This window comes from Luteirhabdus pelagi (assembly GCF_016827595.1).
Taxonomy (GTDB): Bacteria; Bacteroidota; Bacteroidia; order Flavobacteriales; family Flavobacteriaceae; genus Luteirhabdus; species Luteirhabdus pelagi.
This window is the reverse complement of sequence record NZ_JAECMS010000001.1, coordinates 217583-236091: the sequence shown is the minus strand read 5'-3', so window position 1 is coordinate 236091 and position 18509 is coordinate 217583. Positions and strand designations below refer to the sequence as shown.

16 protein-coding genes and 1 riboswitch are annotated in these 18509 nt (G+C 41.4%); of the genes, 10 read left to right on the top strand and 6 right to left on the bottom strand.

The features are described from left to right. Positions 1-158: 158 nt before the first annotated feature. Positions 159-728: a DUF2892 domain-containing protein gene (locus tag I4Q58_RS01085; protein ID WP_203292869.1), complete on the bottom strand. Its 570-nt coding sequence runs from the start codon at positions 726-728 to the stop codon at positions 159-161. Positions 729-881: 153 nt separating this feature from the next. Here I4Q58_RS01085 and rpmH point away from each other — a divergent pair, with 153 nt between their 5' ends. From rpmH to I4Q58_RS01040, 9 genes are all read left to right on the top strand, one after another. After that, entirely contained in the window at positions 882-1040 is a 159-nt protein-coding gene (gene rpmH, locus I4Q58_RS01080) for a 50S ribosomal protein L34 (protein ID WP_203292867.1), read from the top strand. A 101-nt stretch (positions 1041-1141) separates the two neighbouring features. Next, positions 1142-3994: a carbamoyl-phosphate synthase large subunit gene (gene carB, locus I4Q58_RS01075; RefSeq protein ID WP_203292865.1), complete on the top strand. Its 2853-nt coding sequence runs from the start codon at positions 1142-1144 to the stop codon at positions 3992-3994. 268 nt (positions 3995-4262) lie between these two features. After that, complete coding sequence (locus I4Q58_RS01070) at positions 4263-6179, top strand: transglutaminase-like domain-containing protein (protein WP_203292863.1); 1917 nt, start codon at positions 4263-4265, stop codon at positions 6177-6179. A gap of 3 nt (positions 6180-6182) precedes the next feature. After that, complete coding sequence (locus I4Q58_RS01065; RefSeq protein WP_203292861.1) at positions 6183-8357, top strand: DUF3857 domain-containing protein; 2175 nt, start codon at positions 6183-6185, stop codon at positions 8355-8357. 273 nt (positions 8358-8630) lie between these two features. Then, positions 8631-9212: a T9SS type A sorting domain-containing protein gene (locus I4Q58_RS01060; protein ID WP_203292859.1), complete on the top strand. Its 582-nt coding sequence runs from the start codon at positions 8631-8633 to the stop codon at positions 9210-9212. 10 nt (positions 9213-9222) lie between these two features. Continuing rightward, positions 9223-9585, top strand: coding sequence for a hypothetical protein (locus I4Q58_RS01055; protein ID WP_203292857.1), 363 nt, complete (start codon positions 9223-9225; stop codon positions 9583-9585). Positions 9586-9595: 10 nt separating this feature from the next. Then, on the top strand, positions 9596-10144 hold the full coding sequence (locus tag I4Q58_RS01050) for a YceI family protein (protein WP_203292855.1): 549 nt from the start codon (positions 9596-9598) through the stop codon (positions 10142-10144). A gap of 7 nt (positions 10145-10151) precedes the next feature. Further along, entirely contained in the window at positions 10152-10532 is a 381-nt protein-coding gene (locus I4Q58_RS01045) for a hypothetical protein (protein ID WP_203292853.1), read from the top strand. 6 nt (positions 10533-10538) lie between these two features. Beyond that, the gene (locus tag I4Q58_RS01040; RefSeq protein WP_203292851.1) at positions 10539-11417 is read left to right on the top strand and encodes a DUF5777 family beta-barrel protein; all 879 of its coding nucleotides are present in this window, start codon (positions 10539-10541) and stop codon (positions 11415-11417) included. Between the two features lie 33 nt (positions 11418-11450). On the opposite strand, the gene I4Q58_RS01035 is transcribed toward I4Q58_RS01040, so the two are convergent. From I4Q58_RS01035 to I4Q58_RS01015, 5 genes are all read right to left on the bottom strand, one after another. After that, entirely contained in the window at positions 11451-11816 is a 366-nt protein-coding gene (locus tag I4Q58_RS01035; RefSeq protein WP_203292849.1) for a 6-phosphogluconate dehydrogenase, read from the bottom strand. Positions 11817-11855: 39 nt separating this feature from the next. Next, the gene (locus tag I4Q58_RS01030) at positions 11856-13178 is read right to left on the bottom strand and encodes a DNA recombination protein RmuC (protein WP_203292848.1); all 1323 of its coding nucleotides are present in this window, start codon (positions 13176-13178) and stop codon (positions 11856-11858) included. A 98-nt stretch (positions 13179-13276) separates the two neighbouring features. After that, positions 13277-14068: an ABC transporter ATP-binding protein gene (locus I4Q58_RS01025; protein ID WP_203292846.1), complete on the bottom strand. Its 792-nt coding sequence runs from the start codon at positions 14066-14068 to the stop codon at positions 13277-13279. Continuing rightward, positions 14068-15099, bottom strand: a complete 1032-nt coding sequence (locus I4Q58_RS01020; protein ID WP_203292844.1) for a FecCD family ABC transporter permease — start codon at positions 15097-15099, stop codon at positions 14068-14070. Before I4Q58_RS01020 ends, I4Q58_RS01025 begins: the two co-directional genes overlap by 1 nt. Beyond that, on the bottom strand, positions 15099-16235 hold the full coding sequence (locus I4Q58_RS01015; RefSeq protein ID WP_203292841.1) for an ABC transporter substrate-binding protein: 1137 nt from the start codon (positions 16233-16235) through the stop codon (positions 15099-15101). Before I4Q58_RS01015 ends, I4Q58_RS01020 begins: the two co-directional genes overlap by 1 nt. Positions 16236-16284: 49 nt before the next feature. Next, positions 16285-16488, top strand: a riboswitch (cobalamin riboswitch). A 91-nt stretch (positions 16489-16579) separates the two neighbouring features. Here I4Q58_RS01015 and I4Q58_RS01010 point away from each other — a divergent pair. Next, positions 16580-18505: a TonB-dependent receptor plug domain-containing protein gene (locus I4Q58_RS01010; RefSeq protein WP_203292839.1), complete on the top strand. Its 1926-nt coding sequence runs from the start codon at positions 16580-16582 to the stop codon at positions 18503-18505. Positions 18506-18509: the final 4 nt, after the last annotated feature.

The following is an 18509-nucleotide window of genomic DNA, read 5'->3' as shown; positions in this document are numbered from 1 at the left end:
TACAGCAGTAGGAAGGTAATGATTTTTTCGCTAAAAACGCTGAAATACTCGATTAAATGAATAATTCAGTAGGAAATTTCATAAATATTCCTAGTAGCACGGTAGGATATAAACTGATTGGAATAATTATTACCGTTATATAGGTGAAGGATAGAATATTAGCGTCGACGGCCTCGGAAACCACCCTGACCGTAGTGTTGACGTGGTGCTCCGGCAGCTTTCTTCATTTGTTGCTCCATCATCTTCAATTGTTCGTCTAGCATATTATGCTTGTCGAGTTGCTTCGCCTCTTTCAACAATTGCTTCGCTTCACGCTTTCGGTTCTTGGTCATGGCAATTCCAGCAAGGTTCATCTTCGCCATGGCGAGATCGGCACTCATGTTTAGGCCAAGCCCAATCGCTTTTTTAAAATAGCGCTCGGCTTCATTCATATTCGTTTGTGAAACCATCAAGCCATTAAGGTAATAGTAGTATCCCTGTTGTTTTTGCACTAAAGCAGCTTCCGGATTCTTAATTTTGTCCAACCATTTCTTCGCGCCCGCAAAGTCCTGCTTCCGCAAACGAAGGAAGGCGAGCAAAATGATTTCATTTTTAAAATATAAAAAGACAAAAATCAAGGAGAGCAGTATGAACATGATACCGTTTCCAATATTGTTTTCGGTGAATTGCCAAACCGCCACTCCAACGATAAGTGCGGCAAGGATAATTTTGAAATTTTTGTTGAACATAGAATGCTTTTTTGCAGGCCGACAAAGGTACTAAAAACAAATAAAAATTTTTTATTTTTGGGTTTGGGAAAGAAAAAAATGATTGTATATTTGCACCCGACTTTGAAGAAAGGTCTTTTTAAGTAAAATTTTCAGAAGTTAAACTCAATTATAATGAAAAGAACATTTCAACCTTCTAAGAGAAAAAGAAGAAACAAACACGGATTCCGGGAGCGTATGTCTTCTGTGAACGGTAGAAAGGTGTTGAAGGCCAGAAGGGCGAAAGGTCGAAAAAAACTTTCAGTTTCTTCTGAACCACGTCACAAGAAATAATGTTGATAACCTATAAATAAAAAAGGTGTTGTTTTTATACAGCACCTTTTTTTTATACCCTCACGGGGCTTATTTTTGCAAGCACCATAAATTTCATTCCTATGCCAAAAAACGAAGCGCTAAAATCTATCCTAATCATCGGTTCTGGTCCCATCGTTATCGGACAAGCCTGTGAATTCGATTATTCTGGTTCTCAATCCCTTCGCTCCCTTCGCGAAGACGGAATCGAAACCATCTTGATTAACAGTAATCCGGCAACCATCATGACCGACCCAACCATGGCCGACCATGTATATTTGTTGCCACTAACTACCAAATCGCTAGTTAAAATCCTGAAAGAGCATCCGCAAATCGACGCAGTGTTGCCAACTATGGGAGGGCAAACTGCTCTGAATCTTTGTATCGAAGCAGATGAAAAAGGAATATGGGAAGATTTTGGGGTGAAAATTATTGGCGTTGATATCGATGCAATCAATATCACCGAAGACCGCGATAAGTTTAAGGACCTGATGCGCGATATCGGAATCCCGGTTGCACCTGCTAAGACAGCAAAATCCTTGCTGCAAGGAAAGGAAATCGCACAGGAATTCGGATTACCTTTGCTTATTCGTGCTTCCTTTACACTAGGAGGAGCAGGAGCAGCTTTTGTCGAAACCGAAGATGAATTTGAAGCGGCACTGTCGCATGGCTTGGAAGTATCGCCAATTCACGAGGTGCTCATCGATAAAGCGCTACAAGGCTGGAAGGAATATGAATTAGAGCTGCTCCGCGATAAAAATAATAATGTTGTTATTATCTGTACGGTTGAAAATATGGACCCAATGGGAATCCACACGGGCGATTCCATAACCGTTGCTCCCGCAATGACGTTAAGCGATTCAGCCTTTCAGCGAATGCGAGATATGGCCATCAAGATGATGCGAAGTATCGGTGACTTTGCCGGAGGATGTAACGTCCAATTTGCGGTAAGTCCAGATGAAAAAGAAGATATCATTGCTATTGAAATTAACCCTCGAGTATCACGCTCATCTGCTTTAGCTTCAAAAGCAACCGGATACCCAATTGCGAAAATCGCTGCCAAGTTAGCCTTAGGCTATACACTGGACGAGTTGGACAACCAAATTACCAAAACGACTTCAGCTTTATTCGAACCAACCCTGGATTACGTAATCGTAAAAATCCCGCGTTGGAACTTTGATAAGTTTGAAGGGTCTAACCGTATTCTCGGACCGCAGATGAAGTCGGTAGGAGAGGTGATGGGTATCGGCCGGTCGTTCCAAGAAGCGCTACATAAAGCGACTCAATCGCTTGAAATCAAAAGAAACGGACTCGGTGCCGATGGAAAGAGCTATACCGACTACCAACAAATTCTCGATAAGCTTAAAAACGCTAGTTGGGATCGTGTGTTCGTCATTTATGATGCCATTCAATTGGGCATTCCATTAAGCCGAATTCACGAGATTACCAAAATTGATATGTGGTTCCTTCGTCAGTATGAAGAGCTTTACCTATTGGAAAAAGAAATTTCGGAATATACGCTGGATACGCTTCCGCGTGAATTATTGTTGGAAGCGAAGCAAAAGGGATATGGCGACCGTCAGATTGCGCATATGTTGAAGTGCTTGGAAAGCCAAGTGTATAAGAAACGCGAGGAACTAAATATACAACGAGTCTATAAACTAGTAGATACTTGTGCGGCCGAGTTTGTCGCGCAAACACCTTATTATTACTCTACCTTCGAAAATGAAATGGAGACAGCCGACGGGAAACGAATGGCTGCGAATGATAGTCCGGTAACCGATAAAAAGAAAATCATCGTGCTAGGTTCAGGTCCGAACCGAATTGGTCAAGGAATTGAGTTCGATTATTGCTGTGTTCACGGCGTATTGGCGGCAGCAGAATGCGGTTATGAAACCGTAATGATAAACTGTAACCCTGAAACGGTTTCAACCGATTTCGATGTAGCTGATAAGCTATATTTCGAGCCGGTGTTTTGGGAACATATCTACGATATTATCCGCCATGAAAACCCAGAAGGGGTTATTGTTCAGTTGGGTGGACAAACCGCATTAAAATTGGCCGAGAAGCTTGATCGCTATGGTATTAAGATAATGGGAACAAGCTACCAAGCACTCGATTTAGCAGAAGACCGCGGAAGTTTTTCAACCCTATTGAAGGATAACGACATTCCATACCCACGCTTTGGAACAGCTGAGACCACTGATGAAGCCCTAGCGCTTGCCGATGAACTCGATTTCCCATTACTGATTCGTCCATCCTACGTATTGGGAGGTCAGGGAATGAAGATTGTTATCAATAAACAAGAGTTGGAGGCACATGTGGTTGACCTGCTACGAAAGATCCCAAATAACAAGCTGCTTTTAGACCATTATTTAGATGGTGCCATTGAAGCGGAAGCGGATGCCATATGTGACGGAGAAGATGTCTACATCATCGGAATTATGGAGCATATCGAACCGTGTGGGGTACATTCGGGCGATTCGAATGCCTTATTGCCTCCTTTCAACCTTGGTGATTTGGTTATTCAACAGATTAAAGACCATACCAAGAAAATTGCCTTAGCGTTGAATACGGTTGGATTAATAAACATTCAGTTCGCGATTAAGGATGACAATGTGTATATCATTGAAGCGAATCCTAGGGCTTCTCGTACGGTACCGTTCATTGCGAAGGCTTACGGCGAGCCGTATGTGAATTATGCAACGAAGATTATGTTGGGTGAAAAGAAACTAAAGGACTTCAAGTTTGGACCGCATTTAGATGGTTATGCTATTAAGCAACCCGTCTTTAGCTTTAATAAATTTCCGAATGTAAACAAGCAATTGGGGCCTGAGATGAAAAGTACAGGCGAGAGTATTTTGTTCATTGAAAGTCTGAAAGATGACGATTTCTACGAGTTATATGCAAGACGGAAGATGTATCTAAGCCGATAATAAATGGTGGGTAATACCATGCTATCACTATCGTTCTTGTCAGAAACATTAAAAGGGGTTAAGCGATATAGCCTGTAATAACTCGTTGTCAGGCTATTGGTTTAAAGTTGTGATAATTTTTTCTTTTGAAGTGCTTTTATTCTAACCTATTGCTTGTTAGTATATTTCGTTAACGCATAACTCCTTTGACTATAAATACGGTATTATGATATTCTGAAATCTGCTGCAAAAAGGTTAAGAACTTCTTAAAATTTCGTAAACTTGTCGTATGAGTCGACAATTCTTTGTGGTAGCAATATGTATCTTTTGGATGCTACCCATTTCGGCACAACGCCGCCAAAATCCTTCGGATGAAGAAATAGCACAAGCCCAATCGCTTCGGGCCCTATATCCCGACGAGGATATCATAATTCTATCCAAACATATCAACATCACCTTCGATAAGAACAGGGATGGTATGGTAGAAGCTACGAAGAACATCCGACTAACTTTAATGAATTTAGCGCCAAGTTCAAGGCTTCAATTCCCTTTATTTTATGATTCTGAGTCGGAGATAAATGATTTCGATATTATTGATCGCTCCGGACGGGAGGTGAATATGTACATGCAGGATGAATACCTTAAAAGTGAAGATCTCTTTCACGCCGATTATCGGGTTAAATATGCCAATCTAACGTTTGCTTTACAGGGAGTGAAGTATACAGTTTCGGCTGAAAAGAAATTCAAGGATGTGAAGTATTTTACAGGTGAATATATTTCAGAACCTTATCGTGTATTGGAGGGAAAGATAAATATTCATATTCCACAGTGGTTGGATTTAGACATAAAGGAATTCAATTTTGAAAAGAATGCATCCATAAAAAGTTCTGTTACTGAAGAGAAGGATGAACGTATTATAACGTATTCATTTGAAAATGCAGAACCAAAATCGCTTGAGGATCTCACGCCGGGACCGTCGCATTTGTACCCCCATTTGTTGTTTATAGCACGCTCTTATAAGGAAGATGGCACTACGTTCCCTTTGTTTCAGAGCACTGCAAATCTGTACGATTGGTATAATGGTTTGGTGCAAGCGGTTGATATTGATACTGCTCCCATGCTCTCTAAAGTTCAAGAGCTAACCGCTCAGACCGCCACCGATGAAGAAAAAATCAAAAACATTTATTACTGGGTTCAAGACCATATACGATATGTAGCTTTTGAAGACGGAATAGCAGGATTCCAGCCCGACAGCCCACAAAATGTGTTTGCCAAACGTTATGGCGATTGTAAGGGGATGGCAATGCTTACCAAAACAATGTTGGAACTCGCTGGATTCGATTCGCGTCTGGTATGGATTGGAACCGATCGTTTGGCTTACGATTATAGTATTCCGTCGCTTTCGGTAGATAATCATATGATTTGTGCTGTTATACTCGATGGTAAGGCCATTTTCTTGGATGGTACGGAAAAGTTTAATCGCTTTGGGGAATATGCTTCTAGAATTCAGAATAAGCAGGCCCTAATGCAGTCTCCAGAAGGCTATAAAGTACTAACGGTTCCAACGTCCAATAGTGCAACCAATATTGATAGGACAGCGTATAGCTTTGCTCTTGAAGCGGAAGATATGATAGGCATGGCTACGCGTACGTTTGGTTCGGAATGTCGTGTGCAATTCCAGAACAATTACCATAGCTTCGGAAGAGATAGACAAAGTGAAGTATTGTCGCATTTTCTTACCAATGGAAATGAAAGCGTAGTGGTTTCAGATATACAACCGTTCGATCCGGAAAATCGCGAAGAAGATCTTGAGCTTCAGTATGGCGTTGCCGTAAATGATGCGGTAGCCGAGTTCGATGGTACCATGTACGTCGATATCGATCCAGAGGAAAATGTGCTAGCATACGAAGTTAAGGATCGGAAAATAGACTTCAAACTTCCTTTGCATCAACGGAAAGAGACCAAAGTATTGCTAAAAGTACCTGATGGCTATGCGGTTGATGCACTACCCAAAAACCTTTCAATTTCCAATGAACTGATCGATATACAGGTTTCATATTTATTGGACGGCACTACTATTGTGTATGATCGCATGGTAAATTTTAAGAAGCGATGGATTCGCAAAAAAGACTTTCCCGTTTGGAACGATGCTTTCGAAAAGTTAAAGGAGACGCTGAATCAGCAAATTACACTAATCAAACAATAATCGATGAAGAAAGTATTATTGGCCGCTCTTGTACTCATTACTTGGTGTACCGGAAGTTTGGCGCAGTCTAAATATGAAAACGAATTACGAGACAGGTTTTGGGATTCTAAAGATCCCGCTCGAAATAGTATTGAAATACCTGAAAAATGGGCCGACGAAAGTGCCGTAATCCTATATCTAGAGGAAAACTATACCTATACCAATAATGGGAAGAAAATGTATAATCCTTCCTATTTTCATGAGCGGGTAAAATTATTGGATAAGGCTGCCATTGAAGCTTTCTCAGAATTCACTTATAACAAGGATCAGCACGTAGGAGCGGTCTTTGTAAACTTTTACAGGGAACAAACAACGGTTGGAATAAAAATCATTAAGCCCTCGGGCGAGGAGATAATATTGGATGCCGAAGCAGCTACAGTACAACAGGACAATGAAAACAAATTAGCGATCCCAGGACTTGAAGTGGGCGATATCCTGGATATCTTTATTTATGAAGATGACTATAATCGTTCCTTTTCAGGAACACACTATTACGATCCGGTAGAGAAAATCCTCAGTCTTGAATATCCAATCGTTAAACGTCGACTAGAGGTAGAGGTAGAAAACGACTATTTCTTGAACATGGAGTCGTATAACAATGCGCCCACTATCAAGGAAGAACCCACCGACAAGCGTGCAACACGTCGCTATGTGTTGGAAATGTCGGATATCGAAAAAGTAAAATTTCCGCGATGGTTCTATCCACTAGTCGAACTACCGTGTGTAAAGTTTCAGGTAACCTTTGCGCTTAAGAGCAAAAACGAGAACCATGCAGCTGTATTTCTTGCTGAAGACGATGCAGAGCGGAAGGCAGCTGTATCAAATGAAGAAATCCTCGAGTATTATGGCGATCGCTTTTCAACCGATAGTCGGCGCGATGTAAAAGATGTCCTACGGTATTTGGAAGATAATAATATTACCGACAAGCGACAACAACTTGTAGAAGGCCTCTACTACATTCGCCATATGAGTTACAACCGTTTTATCGAATTGCTGATGGCGCGCGATGGCGATATTTCATATTATCCGGAACCCTGCGATTCCGACTATGTAATCTTAGATGAAAATAGATTTGTGTCGTATATGGCTGGTTTGGCGAAGCAGTTAGAGCTAGATTATGATATTATTGTGGCTACTCCTAGTTTTAATGGAAGTATCGACGATTTATTGTTACGGTCCAATGTAATGTGGGGCCTGCGCATCAATTTTGCAGAACCTGTTTACCTATTCGAATTGTCACCACACGTGCAACCCGACCTGTTTCCCTATGTGCTGGAAGGGACCAAAGTGTATAATCTTAGTGTAAAGAAGAACCGAAAACTAGAGGAGGTCTCTTTCGATGTGCTTCCAACTACCACAGCAGCAACGAATATTTCTTCGGAAACGGTTAACGTGAACTTTTCTGAAGACTTTAAGAATATAAATGTTACTCGCGACCTAAAATTTCAAGGGCATTTTAAAACAGAAGGTCTTGCACGCTATGTCTTTTTCGGGGATTTTTTAAATGAAGAGTTTGAACACTATGATAGTAAGCATTTCTTCGACTGTAGAAAAAGACAAAGTCGAAAGGATGAGGAAATTGAAAATAAAATGAACGCGTTATATCAAAGCTATCGCGAGCAACAGGAAGAACGATTGGAAGAGCTTTTTAGCGATGTTTTTGAAGTTACCGTAGAAGATTACGATTCGAAAGTAGTAGCATCGGAGCGTTATTCCAACAAGCCGTTAATGATTTCGGATGAATTCACCATTACCGATGAATTCGTGAAAAAGGCGGGATCAAATTACATTGTGGAAGTAGGAAAGTTTATCGGAGGACAGGTGCATGTCACTGAAGATGAAGTAGAAAGAAATTCCGGTGTCTATATCGATTATGCCAAAACCTTCAGCTACGAGGTCGCTATTGCAATTCCAGAGGGGTATGAAGTAGTGGGATTGGAAAAGCTTGAACATGACATTTCCAATAACACTGGTAGTTTTAAGAGTACAGCCACGATAAAGGACGGAAAATTGCATTATTCAACCCAAAAAACGTATGCTAAAAAATCCTATAAGGCATCAGATTGGCCAGCCATGTTGGAATGGTTAGAAGCTGCCTACGATTTCAGCCAAGAAAAGGTGTTGTTCAAAAAAGTTTAAGTGCTACACGGCTCGTCAATATAAAGAGGATCAACGTCTAAAACGTGGCGATTGGTCCTTTTTTCTCATTCCGTTATTGCTCAATAGTACTTCCTTCCTATATCGCTACGGTTATACAAATATTGATTGTTTGATGGGCTCTTTCGGTAGTAATTTGGATATTTATATTTTTTCAATTAACTGATTTTTAGAACTTGAGGTAGGGTATAGTCATAACGTACTTGTTATAGATATAGCGAAAGTATAAATCCGTAACAATTAATCAACTATATCATGAAAAAAGCAATTACTTTTTTAGCCTTTGGGTTCTTGACATTAGCTATTTCAGCTCAAGAAACTTTTGAAATTCCATGGCAAATCGGCACTAATGGTTCCGATGCCAGTGTTACCATCGAGGTAGGAGATACCGTTCGATGGATTTGGGGCGACCCCCAACCCCATACCGTAAGCAGTATTGCAGGAAGTCAGGAAGATTTTGATAGCGGTACCATTACAGGAGAGGGTATGGAATATGAATTCACCTTTTCAGAGGAAGGTACTAACGACTATGAATGCCAGGTTCACCCAGGAACTATGTTTGGTACCATAACCGTTGAGACGGTTATGTCGGTCGATGAAAAATTCGCAAAGAACATTTCGGTATACCCTAATCCCTCAACGAGAGAAATTACAATTTTCTCTCTTTATGAGTTGGACACTTACCAGCTACATAATGTTTTAGGCGCACGCATAAAAGCAGGAGACCTTAAGGGAAGATTACCTCAGCTGGATCTTTCATCTTTGAATGATGGGGTATACTTTTTAACCCTTCATTCGGGTAGCACTAGTACGACCGTTCAAATTATTAAGAAGTAGGCTAGCCAATATGAAAAAAGAACTCCTTATCATTCTTTGTGTAACCGCCTTTGCCTCGTGTACGAAGCATACGCTATATGATTTGGACCCCTTGGTAAATCAGCAAAGTGATTTGGTGACGTACCAGGATGTGAAAAATACATTTCAAACTATATGTGTATCCTGTCACGCTAATCCACCGGAAAACGGAGCTCCAATGTCCTTGCTTACCTACGAAAGTGTTGTGGAAGCAATTGAAAATAGAGGATTATTGGACCGAATTAGTAGAAATGAAGGTGCGTCGGGCCTGATGCCACTGGGTGGTCCAAGACTACCGCAAGCAACCATCGACCTAATTTTTGAATGGGAGGTCGATGGGCTGTTGGAAGAATAAGTATGAAATCATGAAAAATAAAACTACATGGTATGTTGCCCTATTTCTTTTAGTATGCACAGCGCTTTCAGCTCAGAAAAAAGTAGGAACCAAATCAGGAAATATCACTTTCGAAGCTTCAATGCCATCTTTTGAAGAAGTTGAAGCTATTAATGAGAATGTTAGTGCCATCCTAAATATGGAAACTGGCGAGTTTGCCTCTTTGGCATTAATAAAAGGATTTAGGTTTAAACGCGCGCTAATGGAGGAACATTTCAACGAAAACTATATGGAATCGCATACATATCCCAAAGCAGTTTTTAAAGGTAGTATCGATGGATTTATTTCAGAGGCGCTTTCGTCTTCGGAACAACGTTTTGTGGTAATTGGGAAAATGACAATACATGGCATTGAAAAAGAGATTAGCATTCCTATTTACGTAACACGATTAGAGGAAGGGATTCAGCTTACAACCAAATTTACCTTGCTGCCAGAAGATTTTGGTATTGAAATTCCTAGTGTGGTCAGTAATAAAATTGCAGATGAAGTGGTGGTGGAAGCACACTACATCTTAAAATAATGACTGAATGCAGAGAAAACATTTTTTAATAGGACTGACGACTGTTTCAATTGCGTTTGTAACATGTACCTATTTTTACTTGTTTCAGAATCATCGAAATATAGCCAAGGAAACTCCAACCATAACTATGGAAGCTTCCGATTTATTAAGATCGTTTCAGGATTTTCCGAACCACGAAGTGCTAAACAAAACAGTTCAAGTATCAGGCCTGATCTCCGATATTGAAGCGAATGCCATTACCCTGAATAAAAGTGTTTATTGTGTGTTTTCTGAGATGCCATCTAATCTAAAACTGGAGGAAACTATTACAATTAAGGGAAGGTGTGTGGGGTATGATGAACTATTTGAACAAGTACAAATGGATCAGTGTATTCAAATAAACAGATAATTACCTATGAAACATTTATTACTTTTTTTGATGATGCCCTTCTGTTTGTTGGCCCAAGACGACTTGGTAGAAGCATTAGAGCAGGAAGTTGAAATGGATAAAACAGTCGATGCTGCCTTCAAGGGTTTAAAGGTCGTGAACTTCGAATCTACCAAATTAGCCCATAAAAAGGAATTCTATTTCATAGTAGCCCATCGCTTTGGCACTGTGAAGAACGGAATAGAAGATTTTTTCGGACTAGATCAAGCGGTCACGCAACTTAAATTTATATACGGTATTAACGACTGGTTGAATGTTGGGGTAGCGCGCAGCTCTTTCCTAAAGAAATACGGTGTTCATATCAAGTATCGTATCGTTCAGCAAGAAATCGGAGTGCTGCCATTTACGGTTGTTGGATATCATTTAGGAACCGTAAATACAGCCTTGGATGAAGATCTCTATACTAATCTTGAATTTTCTGACCGGTTGACGTATACGTCCCAACTATTGCTTTCCAGAAAATTTTCTGAAAAATTTTCACTCTTGCTGGCACCGACCTATATTCACGAGAATCTAGCTACTCGTAGCGTCACCATTACCGAATCGGAACCTATTTTCTATGATGAGCGAAACGATCAGTTCGCAGTTGGTATAGGAGGAAGATATAAATTGGCCAAACGATGGAGTGTTAACCTAGATTATGGACTTCACCTGAACCGAAATGGCAATTCAAGTTTTAAAAACCCATTGTCTATTGGGGTCGACCTTGAAACAGGTGGTCACGTATTCCAAATGCACTTTACCAATGCGCAGGCTATGTTTGAAGAAGGATATCTAATAAGAGCACAGGGCGATTGGAGCGAAGGCGATTTCTATTTCGGTTTCAACCTTAGTAGGGTGTTTTAAAAAAAATTAAACTCTTCAGTAACTAATAATATTTTATCTCCTGAAATGTGGCGATTGGTCCTTTTCTACTTTGGTGATAAAGTATTTGGTGTCGCCCCAAAAGAAAAAGGTGCCGAAGCGTTCTACATACGATACCTTCACATAATTACCCTGATATTCCTGAAGCTTTTTAATTACCTCCTCTTCTTCATCCAACACGGAAAACTGAAATATCTGAGCCCCACTAATACCTTGGCTAATTTCACCTTCCCACGTCTTCACTATAACACCCTTATGGCTAAATTTAATCAGTTCGCCAGCACGCGTTCCTTCACTATAGGGTACAAAGTATACAAAGGCAAAATACAGTAAGTACACCGCTAGGATAACGCCGAGAATGATAAATAAGATTCTTTTCATTGAAATAGGAAATTATAGCCTTTTTCAAAGCTACGACAATTATTCTTCTTCAAACTCTTCTGCACGTTTCAACAATTTGTTATCGATGGTCTTGCTAGCTTTTGCGCCAAGTTTTTTAAGTTTTTCGACGCGACGGATCAGATTTCCACGCCCCGTAAGCTTCTTCATGGCACTTTCATAGCTATTCTGAACCGTACCAATCTGCTTTCCTACCTTGATCAGTTCATCGGTCAGATTTGTGAAACTATCGTATAAAGCTCCCGCCTGCTTAGCGATTTCCAACGCGTTTTGTTTCTGCCGATCGTTCTGCCAAAGGTTATCTACCAATCGCAGTGCTGCCAATAGGGTTGCAGGTGTTACGATAATCACCTGTTTATCGAACGCCTGTTCGTATAAATTTGGCTCATTAGCCGAAGCAATGGCGAATGCGGGTTCTATCGGAATAAACATAAAAATCGTATCGGGACTTTCATCCAACAAATATTGATAGTTCTTTTCGCTGAGTTGGTCCACATGGCGTTTGATGGACGCAATATGTTGTTTTAGGTGAAGTTGTTTCTCGGTTTCATCTTCTTCTGAAACAAACCGCTCGAAATGGGTAAGCGATACCTTACTGTCGACAATCATCTTCTTACCGTCGGGAAGATGAATCAGAACGTCGGTTTGAAGGCGTTTGCCTTCTTCAGTGGTGTGACTATCCTGAATGGTATACTCCCGATCTTTCTCCAGACCCGATTTTTCAAGGATACGCGTAAGGATGAGTTCGCCCCAATTTCCCTGCATCTTACTATCGCCTTTCAATGCTTTGGTGAGGTTGTCGGCATCCTTGCTCATCTGTTGGTTTAGCTCCGAAAGTTGTTTGATTTCCGCTTTCAGTTCACTATGGCGACCGACGCTTTCCTTATTGGTATCCTCGACCCTTTTTTCGAACGTTTTTATTTTTTCCTGAAGTGGGTTCAATAAGATTTCTAGACTTTCTTTGTTTTGTTTGGTGAACTTGCTCGATTTCTCATCCAGGATTTTATTGGCAAGGTTTTCAAATTCCTTGGTGAACTTTTCCTGAAGCTTTTCAACCTCGGCCTTCTGCTCCCGATTCTTTTCCTCTAAATTGTGAAACTCGGTTGTGCGACGGATAAGATCGTTGTTTAGGCGTTCTTTTTCCTTGCGAATTTCCTCACGCTCTTGAACGACTAGATCCATGCGCTCATTCAGTTTATCTTCCTGCTGTTGAAGTTGGGTAATGCGTTCTTCCAGCTTGCTGGTTTCCGATTTTTGCTTCAATTTGGCGATGAGGTTGCCAATAAAAGCACCGATTAGCATGGTAACAGCGGCGAGTAAAAGGAATAGAAGGGTTTCGTTCACGGGTCGTATTCTTTTGAAATGGTAAAGGTAAAAAGTTACGAATTAAAGCCGAACCTTTTTTGAAAAGGAAATCAGAATTCCTGAATTTCGATTACTACTTACTTTTTAATAGAAAACCGTCCTGTCTGCTTATCGAAGTCGATGGTTTCCTTTGGAAATAGACTATCGAACCTTCCTTTTTCAATTAAATCGCAAGGATCTGAAAAGTAGGTGATATCTTCGGTCATCACGATCATCTTATCGGTCAGCTGAATCGCCAAATCAATTTCATGGGTCGAAAACAATACGGTCTTACCCGTTTCTTTTGCTAATTGTCGCAACAACTTCAAAATATACGCACGATGGTATAGATCCAAATGTGTAGTGGGTTCGTCCAACACAATCAAGGGAGTGTCCTGCGCCAAGGCCCTAGCGATGGCGACGCGTTGTAACTGACCGTCGCTTAATTCAAAGCATTTTCGATGGGCTAACGTCTTTGTTTCGGTATTAATAAGGGCTTGCTGCACCGCTTTTTTATCGGAAGTGGAAAGGGCACCCATCCAATTGGTATAGGGCTGCCGTCCTAAAGAGACCAATTCCATTACCGTTAGGTTTTTGGAAGAAGGCCCTTCGGTTAATACCACGCTTAGCTGTTGTGCCAATTCCAAGCTGCTGTATTGTGAAAGCTCTTTTCCCTTCAACAAAATGCTGCCGTCTAATTGGGATTGCATTCCTGTTAACGTACGAAGTAAGGTCGATTTCCCGATACCATTGGCGCCTACCAAACCGATCAATTCACCTTCTTGTAATTCGAATGAAATATGGGATCCAACCGTAACGGATTGCCTTCCGGTATACCCAATGGTAAGGTTGTCGGTTTTAAGAACGCTATGTGAAGTATCCTGTGCCATTAAAACAACAATTTACGTTTTCTCACCAACAACCAAATCACTACCGGCGCACCAATGAGCGATGTAATAGCATTTATAGGTAAGGTAAATTCATGAAATGGCCATTGCGCAACCGTATCGCATACCAACATCAAAATACTTCCCGAAAGCAATACTGCTGGAATCAATACCAAGTGATTTGACGTATTGAAATATTGGCGCGTAAGATGCGGAACCGCTAATCCTACAAACGCAATCGGACCTGCAAAGGCGGTAATCCCACCAGCTAGAATACTGGTGGCAAGAATGATGACAAAGGTGGTACGCTTCATCCGTATGCCCATACTTTTCGCATAATTTTCACCTAATAACAAAGCATTAAGCGATTTACTTTGATACAGTGCCAGAAGTAGTCCGATTAGAAAACAAAAACTTAAAATCCCCAACCCACTCCAGGATACATCACCTAAGCTTCCGAAGCTCCAAAAAATGTATTGTTGTAACTGTTCAGCCTTGCTGAAATACGATAATACCGCAACCACGGCAGATGTAACACTTCCGAACATCAACCCAATGATTAGTATCGCCATCGTATCCTTCACTCGAAACGTAACGGCCAACACAGCCAATAGGACCAAAAAACTTCCAAAGGCGGAGGCGATTACAAGCGACCATTCATTCAACAATAAGGTACTGAAATACCCACCAAAAGCACCCGCGCCTAAAATCAGGATCGCAACACCCAGGCTGGCGCCACTGCTTAAGCCAAGTACGAAGGGTCCCGCCAAGGGGTTTCGAAAGAGGGTCTGCATCAACAATCCGGCGATCGCCAAACCACCACCTGCGATGATGGCGGTCATTGCTTTTGGTAATCGGTATTCGGTAATGATAAAGCGCCAGGATTCTTTTTCCACTTCACCGCCAAAAAGGCTCTGCAAGACGGCTTCCAAAGGTATTGCCACCGAACCCAAGCTGATATTCAATAGAAGAATACAGAGAAAGAAGATCCCTAAAAAGATAAAATGGTTGCGATATGATCGGGTCGATTGCATTATTTCAGTTGACTAAAAAAATACAGTTTGTAATCCGGAAGGAGGGAAGGATGAAAGATTTTTATAAGATCTTTCAGTACTAAATCGGGTCTGTTTGGAGCCAATTCATAGTAAATAACACCACCTGTTTCACCTTTGTTCGCCGTATAATTATATACCCGATTTTCTTGAAACGCCTTAAACTGAGCATACACTTCATGTGCTTCCGACAAGCGGCCCATGTGGTCATATTGTCCAGGGGCGATCCAGATATCGGCATTTTTGGCTTTTTCCAACACCGATTCAAGGTTTAAAGACAAACTGCCCGAACCTTCACTTTTGGCCCAGAGATAACCGCCTTTAGCATCTTCTATAAATTGAGCGGCCCAACTATCGCCCTGCGGCAAGTACCATACATCCTTATACATAGCGCCGGCCATGACGGTAGGGGCTTCGCTAGCCTGCTGTGCGAGTTTTTTTGCTGCTAGATATTCGGTTTCAATCTTTGTAAAAATGCTATCCGCTTGTTTTTCCTTGTTAAATAACAAACCGAAAAACTTGATCCATTCCGCTTTTCCCAACGGATGGGTTTCGGTCCAATCGGCATTGTACAAAACCGGAATACCCGTTTTTTCAATCGTCGCCACAGTTTTATTGGCACTTTCCACGGCGAAGGTAACGACGGCGTCAGGTGCTAAATCGATCAGTACTTCTGTGTTTAGGCTTTCATTTTTGCCTAATTCTTTTACCTGCCCATCGGCTATTCGTTTTCGAGTTTCTTCACTTGAAATATAATCTAAGTTGGGGAAGCCAACCAAACGCTCCGTTTCACCCAACATTTCCAAAGAGGGGATATGAGTAGTTGAGGTCACCACTACATCTGTTACAGGCGTTTCCAACACTGCATCGAAGTCTTCTTCATCATCAATGCTGTCACCTTTTTCAACCAAGGCATAGCGATATTCAACATCTGCTCCAGGCCACGGACTGTGGATGGTAAGCACTTTGTATCCCTTCTTTTGTGTAACTGAAAAACCCTCCGCATATGTTACCGTAAACGATTCGGTTACCGTTGCTTCCGATTGGTCTTTAGATGGTTTTTCCTTACAGCCTATAAATAGGAAGGCAATTACGAAGGTGAAGTAGATTTTTCGCATGCCCAAAAATAACGGTTTTTATTCGGTCAGCTATCGTTCGGAAAATTTTATATTTGCGTCGGATTTTGGTGTGCAATTTCAGAATAGGAATTGCACTGAAAAGGGAATCCGGTGAAAAACCGGAGCTGTTCCCGCAACTGTAAGCCGATTCGCGATAGCGAATTTGTGTTTCTTCAACCACTGTTCTGAATGTTCGGAACGGGAAGGTGCACCAAGGGCGAGCCAGGAGACCTGCCAAGAGTCCACTAATAAATGTCAAACTTTCGGGACAAAGGTTTAGGCGAATGAGGAAGCTTTCGGGTTTCTGACTGTCTATCTATTTTTTCCGTTTTATTCACTTTTAGATGAAGAAAACACTATTTCTAATCAGTGCCCTTTGTGCAGGGCTACCCTTTTATGCACAAGAAAAACCAGTTCAATCCCTAGATTCGGTCTATATCGACGCCAAGGTCGAGCGGCCTCGGAAGAGCAGCGGGAAGGTGGTGACCACCATTTCCAAAGAAACGCTTCAGCAAAATGCAGGGATGTCTGTTGCCAGTCTTTTAAATCAGGTTTCCGGTATCGAAATCAATGGTGCGCGTAGTAACGACGGTCAGAATTTGGCCTACTATATTCGTGGCGGACGAAATCGACAGGTCGTTATTATGGTCGATGGCGTACCGCTAACCGATGCGTCTCAAATTGCAAATGATTACGATCTTCGGCTGATTCCCACAGAAACCATCGAGAAAATCGAGATCATTAAAGGTGCGAGCAGTGTATTGTATGGAAGTGGTGCTGGAACGGCCGTTATCAATATCACCACCAAAAAAGCAGCTAAAAAGCCTATCAGCGCAACCTTTAGCAGTATGGTAGGAACCAACCAATCGGCAGAAAGCGATTCGTATAGGCTTCAGCAGTTTACAAATAGCGCTTCGGTAAATGGTCGTTTGGGTGGTTGTTTCTATAATGCACAATTTGGAAATCGATATACCGATGGTCTTTCTGCAATTGCTGCTCCGGAGGGTGAAGAAGCTTTCGAGAGCGATGTGTTTAATCGTTTTAACGGAAGAATTAATGTTGGCTATCGTTTTTCTGATGATGTGGTGATGTCGCAATTCTTCAGTTTCGATGAGTTTAAGGCAGGTTTTGACGATTTTAGCTATACCGATGCCGAGCATAGAAGTATTACAAAGCAGTTGAAAACTGGTGGTCACTTCGAATGGCGCTATAAAAATGGAACGTATGTCTTTAACGATAGCTTTACGTGGTTGGAGCGTGAAATTGAATCGGGATTTCCTGCAAAATATGAAAGCGATGTGTATAGTATGGATACGTATTTGAACCATCAGTTCAGTTCCAATTTTAGCGTGTTGGTTGGATTGAATGTGAATTTGAGCAGTGTGAATACGTTCACGATTCCGTTTGGCGAAACCGACTTTGTACAGGCGTTGGATGAAGAAGAAGCCAATTTCAACATTATCGATCCGTATCTAAATGTGTTGTATGAAACCGATTTTGGATTACAGCTGAATGCTGGGGTTCGACTGAACAATCATAGCGAATACGATAGCAAATTTGTATATAATGTGAATCCTTCTTTTTTGGTTGAAACGGAAGCGCTTGATTATAAAATACTGGGCTCGTATAGTACCGCCTATATCACGCCTTCACTATACCAACTGTACGATCCGCTATATGGAAACCTCGAATTGTTACCCGAGGAAAACAGAACGATTGAAGGGGGCGTTGAGCTTTCGGGAGAAAATGGATTTCGTTTTAGTGCCTTGTATTTCAATCGGGAATCGAGCGATTATATAGATTTCGTTTCTGTAGATCCTGAAATAGGCATTTCCCAATATCGAAATATCGATGAAACTTTTCAGACCGATGGGGTGGAAGTAGAGGTTGCCAATACTTTTTTTGAAGTATTGAATTTTCAGGCGAACTACACCTTCACCCAACCAGACAAACGCTTCGCATTGCGTATTCCAAAGCACAAAGTAAATGCATCCTTCGGCTATTCGCTTCAACAGAAAACACAATTCGGACTTACGTTTCAGTATGTTAGCGATAGGGAAGACAGTTTCTTCAATCCAGATACCTTTGAACAGGAAATTACGACGTTGGATGCCTTCAGTTTGTTGAACGCCAACGTTTCCCACCCTATAAACGAAGTGATGACGGTTACGTTCGGTATCGAAAATATCTTCAATTCAGCATATGAAGAATTGTATCGCTATCAAACCAGAGGAAGAAATGTGCGATTGGGCGTAACGTTTCAGTTTTAGAAAC

What these genes read in the sequence shown, in the direction of transcription:
- I4Q58_RS01085 (WP_203292869.1), bottom strand. Translation starts at nt 728, where the DNA reads ATGTTCAACAAAAATTTCAAAATTATCCTTGCCGCACTTATCGTTGGA.
- rpmH (WP_203292867.1), top strand. Translation starts at nt 882, where the DNA reads ATGAAAAGAACATTTCAACCTTCTAAGAGAAAAAGAAGAAACAAACAC.
- carB (WP_203292865.1), top strand. Translation starts at nt 1,142, where the DNA reads ATGCCAAAAAACGAAGCGCTAAAATCTATCCTAATCATCGGTTCTGGT.
- I4Q58_RS01070 (WP_203292863.1), top strand. Translation starts at nt 4,263, where the DNA reads ATGAGTCGACAATTCTTTGTGGTAGCAATATGTATCTTTTGGATGCTA.
- I4Q58_RS01065 (WP_203292861.1), top strand. Translation starts at nt 6,183, where the DNA reads ATGAAGAAAGTATTATTGGCCGCTCTTGTACTCATTACTTGGTGTACC.
- I4Q58_RS01060 (WP_203292859.1), top strand. Translation starts at nt 8,631, where the DNA reads ATGAAAAAAGCAATTACTTTTTTAGCCTTTGGGTTCTTGACATTAGCT.
- I4Q58_RS01055 (WP_203292857.1), top strand. Translation starts at nt 9,223, where the DNA reads ATGAAAAAAGAACTCCTTATCATTCTTTGTGTAACCGCCTTTGCCTCG.
- I4Q58_RS01050 (WP_203292855.1), top strand. Translation starts at nt 9,596, where the DNA reads ATGAAAAATAAAACTACATGGTATGTTGCCCTATTTCTTTTAGTATGC.
- I4Q58_RS01045 (WP_203292853.1), top strand. Translation starts at nt 10,152, where the DNA reads ATGCAGAGAAAACATTTTTTAATAGGACTGACGACTGTTTCAATTGCG.
- I4Q58_RS01040 (WP_203292851.1), top strand. Translation starts at nt 10,539, where the DNA reads ATGAAACATTTATTACTTTTTTTGATGATGCCCTTCTGTTTGTTGGCC.
- I4Q58_RS01035 (WP_203292849.1), bottom strand. Translation starts at nt 11,816, where the DNA reads ATGAAAAGAATCTTATTTATCATTCTCGGCGTTATCCTAGCGGTGTAC.
- I4Q58_RS01025 (WP_203292846.1), bottom strand. Translation starts at nt 14,068, where the DNA reads ATGGCACAGGATACTTCACATAGCGTTCTTAAAACCGACAACCTTACC.
- I4Q58_RS01020 (WP_203292844.1), bottom strand. Translation starts at nt 15,099, where the DNA reads ATGCAATCGACCCGATCATATCGCAACCATTTTATCTTTTTAGGGATC.
- I4Q58_RS01015 (WP_203292841.1), bottom strand. Translation starts at nt 16,235, where the DNA reads ATGCGAAAAATCTACTTCACCTTCGTAATTGCCTTCCTATTTATAGGC.
- I4Q58_RS01010 (WP_203292839.1), top strand. Translation starts at nt 16,580, where the DNA reads ATGAAGAAAACACTATTTCTAATCAGTGCCCTTTGTGCAGGGCTACCC.